Source organism: Phycisphaerae bacterium (genome assembly GCA_017999985.1).
Taxonomy (GTDB): domain Bacteria; phylum Planctomycetota; class Phycisphaerae; order UBA1845; family Fen-1342; genus JAGNKU01.
The window spans coordinates 892,940-901,202 of sequence record JAGNKU010000001.1; the positions used below are offsets into that span (position 1 = coordinate 892,940).

Here is an 8,263-nt window from a genome sequence, read left to right on the forward strand (position 1 = left end):
CGCTCACATGCGCCCGACGACGTCCATCAGGCGGGGGAAGACCGTCATCAGCCCAGCCAGGGTCCGTGTCGCGGTGCTGGTCCACACTTCGGGGCGCGGTCGCCGCAGACAACGCACAATCGCGCGCGCCACGGATTCCGGCCGCTGCACGAACCAGCGCGGCATGTGGCTGGCCGCGCGGCTGGCGTCGACGCCGGAATACGCCGCGGCCCGCGGGAAGAATTGCGTCTCCGTCGTGATCGGGTGGACGGACGCGACCTCGATGCGATACGGTCGCAGCTCCATGCGCATCGCCCGGCAGAAATGGTGCTGCGCCGCCTTGCTGGCGGAGTAGGCCGCAAAGTTGCGCATCGTGAAACTGGAGAGCGCGCTCGAGCACATCAGCAGGTGACCCGGGCGCCGGGCCGCGATGAGCCGCCGCGCGGCTTCGGCGAGCAGATCGTGCGCCGCGAAGAAATTGACCTCGAAGATGTGGCGCAACTCGGCGTCTGACAGCTCGTGCGTCGGCTTCTTGAACCCGTAGCCAGCGTTGGCGAACACGACGTCGAAGCGGCCGAAACGCTGCTGCGCGGTGTCGAGCAGTCGGTGATTCAGGCCGGGGTGCGTGACGTCGCCCGCCACGACCTCCGCCGCTCTTCCGGCCGCTTGCACATCCGCGGCAGTGCGCGCCAGCCGCTCGGCGTCGCGCCCCTGGAGCACGGCGTCCATGCCCGCCCGGGCACAAGCGACTGCCGTTGCCGCGCCGATGCCCGAACTGGCGCCGGTGATGACGATGATCTGGTTCCGGAGGTTCGTGCCCATGGACAAATTGTAGCGGCGCAGAGGGCGTACTTCGCGGGCACAGTTCCAGCCGATAGAATCCGTGCAGTGGATGTGTTTCAGACCATCCGCACGGATCGGCGACTGGCAGAGCTGACCCGGCTGCTGGCACGCGGCCCAGGGGCCGTTGCGGCCGAGAGCTTGTGGGGATCCGCTGCGCCCATTCTGGCCGCCCTCGCGGCCGAGCGCCTCAAGCGCCCGCTGCTCCTCGTCACCGCCCACGCCGACGAGGCCGACGATCTTCGCGACGACATCGAGACCGCCGTCGGCACGCCGCCCGAGCTGCTCCCACAACTGGACACGCTGCCGCAGGAAACGGCGGGTGCGGATGAGTTGGCCGGCGAGCGGCTGCGCCTGTGCGTCGCACTCATGACGCCGCACGGCGCGGACGCCACGCCGCCGCGCATCGTCGCCCCCATCATGGCCCTGATGCAGCCCGTGCCATCAGCCGACGCCATCACCGCCCAGTCGTTCCGCGTGGATGCCGGCGACACGCTCGACCCGGACGTGCTCGCCCGCTGGCTCCCGGAGCACGGCTTCCAGCGCTGTGAGGCGGTCGAGGTGCCCGGCGACTTCGCCCGCCGCGGCGGGATCATGGACGTATTCTCGAACGCCCACACCGATCCCGTGCGCATCGAGTTCTTCGGCGACGACGTGGCTTCGATCCGGCTGTTCGACATCGGCACACAGCGCTCGTCGCATACGCTCGGCAGCGTGCAGATTCCCGCGCTGGCGTTCCACACCGCCGGGCAGCAGGGCGGCAAGCAGACCACCAGTTTCCTCGCGCTGTTGCCAACGGACACGATCATCGCCTTCAGCGAACCGAGCGAGATCCAGGAGCTGGGCCGCACCTACTGGCAGCGGCTCGGCGAGCGGGCCGGCATCATCACGGCGGATGCCATCTTCCGGCGTGCGAACGACTTCACGCAGTTGCACCTGCACCGGTTTACCGGCGTCGCGGCGGACGCCGTGTGCTTTGACGTGACGAGCCTGCCGCAGTTCGAGCCGAAAGCGGCCGATGCGCTGCGCGCGCTGTCCGAGCTGGCACAGACCACGGACGTCGTGGTGCTCTGCGACAATCCGCCGGAGGAGCAGCGCTTCCGCGAGTTGCTCGCGCAGCAGGATCCGCCGCCGGCACGCGTGCAGACCACCGTCGGGGTGATTCACCGCGGGTTCCAGTGGGGCACGACCGCGTACCTGCCGCACCACGAGCTGTTCCACCGCTACCGGCAGCGGCGCACGCTCCGACGTGTGCAGCCGGCCCGCCCGATCGACAGCTTCTTCGATCTGGACACGGGCGATCATGTCGTTCACGCACTGCACGGGATCGGGCGGTTCCTGGGGCTGAAGACGCTCCAACGCGGCGAGCGCACCGACGAGTACCTGGCGGTCGAGTTCGCGGACAAGGCCGTCGTGCACGTGCCGATCAGCCAGATCCACGTGATCCAGAAGTACATCGGGAGCTTTCGTGGCCGGCCGAAGCTCAGCAAGGTCGGCGGCAGCGGCTGGAAGCGGACGAAAGAGCGCGTCGCTGAGGCGGTCACCGACTTGGCCGCCGAGCTGATTGCCGTGCAGGCCCGGCGCGAGTCCGAGGCCGGCGTGGCGTACCCGCGCGACACGGACTGGCAGCGCGAATTCGAGGGCGCGTTCATCTACGAGGAGACCGAGGACCAGCTGCGGGCCCTCGAAGAGATCAAGGCCGACATGCTGCGCCCGCGGCCGATGGACCGGCTGCTGTGCGGCGACGTGGGCTACGGCAAGACGGAGCTGGCGATCCGCGCCGCGTTCAAAGCCGTCGAGTACGGCAAGCAGGTCGCGGTGCTGGTGCCGACGACCGTGCTGGCCGAGCAGCACCATCAAACCTTCATCGAGCGACTGGCCGATTACCCGTTCCGCGTCGATGTCCTCTCGCGCTTTCGCACGAAGAAGGAACAAGCCCAGATCGTGGACCGCGCGCGGCAGGGCCAGATCGACATCCTGATCGGCACGCACCGGCTGCTCTCGGCCGACGTGCACTTCGCCGATCTCGGGCTGGTCATCATCGACGAGGAGCAGCGCTTCGGCGTGGACGCGAAGGAGCGGCTCAAGCGGCTGCGCGCCACGGTCGAAGTGCTGACGCTGACAGCGACGCCCATTCCGCGCACGCTGCACCTGTCGATGCTCGGCATCCGCGACATCTCGTCACTGGCGACGGCGCCCGTCGATCGGCGTTCGATCGTCACGCAGGTGCGCATGTGGGACGACCGACTGATCCGCGAGGCGATCCTGCGCGAGCTGAACCGCGACGGCCAGGTGTACTTCGTGCACAACTTCGTGCGCGACATTCACGCCGTCGCCAACCGCCTGCGGACGCTCGTGCCCGAAGCCCGGTTCGTCGTCGGCCACGGCCAGATGTCCGGGCACGAGCTGGAGGACGTGATGCTCAAGTTCCTCCACCACGAGGCCGACGTGCTGGTCTCGACCAACATCATCGAGTCCGGGCTCGACATCCCCACGGCGAACACGATCTTCATCGATCGCGCCGAGCGTTTCGGGCTGGCCGACCTGCACCAGCTCCGCGGGCGCGTCGGCCGCGCGAAGAACCGCGCGTACGCCTACCTGCTCCTCTCGCCGAAGCACCCCGTGACCGACGTCGCCGCCCGGCGCTTGAAGGCGATCGAGCACTACAGCGAGCTGGGCGCCGGTTTCCAGATCGCGATGCGCGACCTCGAAATCCGCGGCGCCGGCAACATCCTCGGTGCCGAGCAGTCTGGCCACATCGAGGCCGTCGGCTACGAGATGTATTGTCAACTGCTCGAACAGGCCGTGCGGCGCATGCGCAACGAGCCCGCGGAGCCGTACCGGCCGGTGAACCTGGACCTCGGCATCTCGGCAACGATCCCGCGCGGCTACATCCGCGCCGACCGCCAGCGGATGGAAGTCTACAAGCGGCTGACCGGCTGCCGCACGATGCCGGAGATCGATGTGCTGCGCGGCGACTTGCGCGATGCGTTCGGCCCGTTGCCGGACACCGTAGAGACGTTGCTCGCGCTCGCGGAGATTCGCGTACTCGCCCAGCCGTGGGGCATCCGCTCGCTCGTGCTGGACGGGCCGGACGTGATCTTCGCCGTGACGGATTTCCAGCAGGTCCAGCCACTGTTCGCCGACGGCCCGGGCTCGCCGCGCGTGCCGGACCCACAGACGATCCACTGGCGCCTGCCGAAGCGCTTCCTGGAGCCGCCGACACTGCTCGCCGTGCTGCGCAAGCAGCTGGCGCGGCCCGCCGCGCCCGCGCTGTCCGCCGCCCCGGCCGAAGGTTGACGCTCCCGGGCAACCCTGCTTGGAGCCGCCGGGTCCGGTGCGGTATCATGCCGCGGTCGCGCGGACCTGTGACGGGGACCTGGCGTGAAAGCTCACATCGACTACGAGGCGGCGTTCGAGGACTACCTGCAGCACCGGCAGGTCCCGTACGTCGCGGTCGACGAAGCCAAGCGGGCGGCGTTCCGCGATGCCAAGCTGAAGAGCTTCGACTTCATCGTCTACTCGCCCGGCGGCACGAACTGGCTGGTGGACATCAAGGGCCGGCGCTGGGCGACGCGGCGCGGCAACGGCCGGCCGGCGTGGGAGAACTGGATCACGCAGGCCGATCTCGATGGTCTGCGCCAGTGGCAGGCAGTGTTCGGCGCCGGCTTCGCGGCGCTATTGGTATTCGCGTACCGGCTGGACGCGGGCGGCGATCCGCCGGCGGAGGTCGTCCACACGTTTCGCGAAGCCCGCTACGTGTTCGCGGGCATCCCGCTCGCTGACTACGAGGTGGGCGCGCGGCTGCGCAGCCCGAAGTGGGGCACGGTGAATCTGCCGGTGCGCGAATTCGCCCGCCACGTTCGACCGATCGCGGATTGGCTGGTAGCCTGATTGCGCCCGACAACACACCCCTCCCTCTTTGGGAGGGGGCAGGGGGAGGGTCAGAGCGTCGTCTTCTGATACGTGATCGGACAGGTCGATGAAGCCCGGCTTGGTCGCTACCTTTCGCCAGTTCTCCGCCGCCGTCTCAATCAAGGGCCTCATTGCCGTCGCCGTGTGGGGCGCGTCATTTGTCGCCACGCGGATGGCGCTGGCGACGCTCAATCCGTTCGGACTCGTGGCAGCACGGCTGCTCATGGGGGCCGCGTTGCTGGCGCTGGTCATTCGGGTGCGCGGCGGCCGGTTGTGGCCGGTGCGGCGCGACTTGCCGGCGTGCGTCTTCCTGGGCGTGATCCTGAGTGTGCACCTGCTCATGCAGGCCTACGGGCTGCGCTACACAACCGCGATCCAGACGGGGTGGATCATCGGGTTCATTCCGGTCACCATCGCGCTCGGCGCGTGGCTGACGCGCCAGCAGCGGCTCAGCGCGCTCGGCTGGTCCGGCGTCGCGCTCGGCAGCGGCGGCGTGCTGATCGTCACGCTGGCGAAGTCGCAGGCATTTGCCCTGGCGCACTGGGGCAACCTGCTGCAGGTCGCATCGTGCCTGACCTGGACGGTGTACACGCTGACCGCGACCGGCCCCAACGCCCGCAACGGCGTCCTGTGCGTGACCACGTTCGGCATGGCGGTCGCGGCGGGCATCGCAGCGCTGGCGACCATCTGGGCTGGCGCGTGGAGCGGCCCGCCCACTGCTGCTTCGCTCGGCGCGCTCGTGTTCCTGGGGCTCATCTGCAGCGGCGTAGCATACTACTTGTGGTTCGCGGCCCAGCGCGATCATGGGCCGGCGCGCGTTGGATCGCTGCTGTATGTCGAGCCGTTCGTTGCCCTCCTGACTGGGGCGCTGCTGCTGCACGAGCCGGTCACGCTGCACGCGTTGTTCGGCGGTCTGTGCGTGCTGGCCGGCGTGTGGCTCGTCGCGCGCGGCGCCCGTCAGTAGCGGCCGACCCCCGAGTCGGCCGGAGGAGACCTCGCGCGCTACTCCGGCCGCCGCAACCGCAGCGCCAGCAGCAAGGGCCAACCCAGGTACTTCTCCGCCCGCGGCGTTTTCGCGACGAGGGCCGCGTCGGCCTTGCGTTCGATGATCTCCTCGATGCGCAGGCCGGCCCGCAGTGGTGCCATCACGTAATCCGCGTACGTGTGCTCGAACGCTGCCACGCGGACTTCGTGGCCGCTGTCGGGATCGGTGAAGCGGGCGGTGATGCCGCGCAGGTTCATCGCCGGGTGGAGCACGGTGCAGATCAGCTCTCCGCCGGGCCGCAACACGCGGTGCAGCTCGGTAAATGTGGCGGGCAGGTCGGCGATGTGATCGGCGACCAGCGCGAGCAACACGACGTCGTAGGTCGCATCCGTGGCGGGCAGCGGCTCGGGCAGCGTGTGCGCGTGAAAGCGCACACCGTGGCGGGCGAGCTTCGCACGGGCGCGGGCCATCATGCCGTCGGAGGTGTCAAAGGCGTCCACCAGGGCGCCGGCGTCGGCGAGCCAGAGCGTGTGCCGTCCGGTGCCGCAGCCGACGTCGGCGATGCGCCGGCCCGCCGGCGCAGGCAGCCAGCCGCGGACGATGGGCTCTTCGAGCAGGACGAGCGGATTGAGCTCATCGTCATAGATGGTGGCCCAGCGGTCGTACCCGGCCTGGGTGTCCATGCGTACAGGGTCAGCCATGATTTGCACCTGCCTCCGTGCGCGACTCGCGCCGCGCAATCGCGAGTATTGTAGCGGCCGGGCGACGGGCGGCGCGGGATAGCAGAGCTTCCGTCGGGGCGTCGCGGCCAAGGGGGCAAGCGGTTTCTTTTTTGCGCGGCCTATTTGGCACTCTTCGTTATTCAAACCTCGAGGCAATCAGCTTTCAGCACTCGGCGTTCAGCCAGATGCGCGTTCGCACATCCTGAAAGAGGATAACCGCAGAGGGCGCGTAGGGCGCGGAGAATGCTGGGATTGCTGGATTGTGGCGGCGTATGCGTGGGAGCGTGCGAAAGTGGGAAGGTGGGAGCGTGGGAACGGGGCGGCGGCGGGGCCGCCTGAGGACAGAACAGTGGAGCAGGAGAGCAGGAGAGCGAACGGGGAACAGCGACGGAGACATAAGCCGAAACGGCGGCGCCGGGCGGGGGCACCGCGCTGCCGCTGGACACTGGCTCGCCGGGGCGGTGTGCCGTGGCCGACCGGCTGTGGGACGTGCGGATCCTAGATGTTCTATGGCACTTGACCGTCCCGGTGCCCGAGTTCATTAGAGTAAGATCATAGGTGGCTGTCCCTCAATTCCCCTCAATTCCCGGTTCCTCCTTATTCGCGCCCAACGCCGCACGGCTTTGATGTTGCTCCCGGACCCAGAGCACCGGGCTCGCTAGGCTCATCCTCCAGCAGAACTCTAAATCCATAGATACCGGCAGTATCTACGAGCAAACCGGCTTCCCTTTCAGTTGGGTCCCCGTGAAGCAGGCGTTTGAGCACGCGACAGGGTTGTCCGTCGCAATCGACAGTTTCCCCGGCTCTGCCGTGCTGCGTCCGATAGACATCCTGTACCCACTCTCCCACGGCGCCCGCCGTACCGATCAGTCCCTCGGGCGTGGCCGCAGCCTGTCTTGCCTCTTCTGAAATGCAAGCGCCTTCCCTGGAGAACCGCCGCGCCTCTTCATCCGATACTGTGTTGCTCGCCCAAGGATGGTCGCGGTTTTCCTCTCCCTTGACCGCATACTCCCACTCCGCCTCCGTAGGCAATCGGTATTTCTTGCCGGTCCGCGCTGAAAGCCACTCGGTGAACGCGATTGCGCCCGACCAGCTAACCGTATTGGCAGCGCAGGACTCCATCCCCGGGCGCGCCCGATACCGCCCATCGCGCCGTTCGATCGTCGAGCGCTGGTTTAGCCCCACGTAACGCTCAGCGTCTGTGCGGGGCATGTCATTCAGGAACTTCGCATATTGCTGCGCAGTAACCTTCTCTTTGGCGAGTTTGAAGCCGCGCTCAATGACCATCTCCTGCGGTGGCCCCTCGTCAAGCCTCGCGACGGACCCCCCCAAGGCCGCACCCACCTTGTCTCCGGTCACACTGCGCCCGAGCTGCACGTGACCGGGAGGAAATCGGACGAACTCGAGAGCCAATTCGTCATGCTCGCTAGGCTGAGTGTCTGTGCTTTGCGACAGTGCGACACAACAGACAGCGTAGACCAATGAGTATCCAGTGACAGCCACCTATTTCTATGCCTCCAGCTTCGTCGGCGGGCGGCCGACCGGCCGGGGATGCAGACGCCGGCCGCGGCTTGTGCTCTGGCGACATATTACTGCGCGCCGGGCGCGTGTGCGACCGGCGGCGGGGATGCGCGGCGGGTTCGTCCGCGCTTCGGGCGGGGAAGAGGAAAGGGAGTGTGCGCCTGGAATCTGGGGGAATCTGGGGACACCATCAATTCTGTTCGGCACTCGACTTGCTAGGGCATGCGAAAAACACACGCGGGTTTAACACGATCTTAATTTGCGCTTTGCCTCAGGCCTGCGCATTATCTCCCGCATGGGT

The 8,263-nt window shown here is 67.7% G+C and carries 6 protein-coding genes; 3 read left to right on the plus strand and 3 right to left on the minus strand.

What is annotated here, in order from left to right; all coding sequences use genetic code 11:
- Positions 1–3: 3 nt before the first annotated feature.
- On the minus strand, positions 4–801 hold the full coding sequence (locus tag KA383_03525; protein ID MBP7745178.1) for an SDR family NAD(P)-dependent oxidoreductase: 798 nt from the start codon (positions 799–801) through the stop codon (positions 4–6).
- Positions 802–867: 66 nt separating this feature from the next.
- Here KA383_03525 and mfd point away from each other — a divergent pair, with 66 nt between their 5' ends.
- The 3 genes from mfd to KA383_03540 all read left to right on the plus strand — a co-directional run bounded on the left by mfd (position 868) and on the right by KA383_03540 (position 5,698).
- On the plus strand, positions 868–4,119 hold the full coding sequence (mfd, locus tag KA383_03530; protein MBP7745179.1) for a transcription-repair coupling factor: 3,252 nt from the start codon (positions 868–870) through the stop codon (positions 4,117–4,119).
- An 84-nt stretch (positions 4,120–4,203) separates the two neighbouring features.
- Positions 4,204–4,713: an HYExAFE family protein gene (locus tag KA383_03535; GenBank protein MBP7745180.1), complete on the plus strand. Its 510-nt coding sequence runs from the start codon at positions 4,204–4,206 to the stop codon at positions 4,711–4,713.
- A gap of 88 nt (positions 4,714–4,801) precedes the next feature.
- On the plus strand, positions 4,802–5,698 hold the full coding sequence (locus KA383_03540; protein ID MBP7745181.1) for a DMT family transporter: 897 nt from the start codon (positions 4,802–4,804) through the stop codon (positions 5,696–5,698).
- 38 nt (positions 5,699–5,736) lie between these two features.
- On the opposite strand, the gene KA383_03545 is transcribed toward KA383_03540, so the two are convergent.
- Together KA383_03545 and KA383_03550 are read right to left on the minus strand one after the other, a co-directional pair.
- Entirely contained in the window at positions 5,737–6,420 is a 684-nt protein-coding gene (locus KA383_03545) for a class I SAM-dependent methyltransferase (GenBank protein ID MBP7745182.1), read from the minus strand.
- Positions 6,421–7,038: 618 nt separating this feature from the next.
- Positions 7,039–7,923 (minus strand): SUMF1/EgtB/PvdO family nonheme iron enzyme, encoded by an 885-nt coding sequence (locus KA383_03550; GenBank protein MBP7745183.1) that lies wholly within the window; start codon positions 7,921–7,923, stop codon positions 7,039–7,041.
- Positions 7,924–8,263 lie beyond the last annotated feature (340 nt).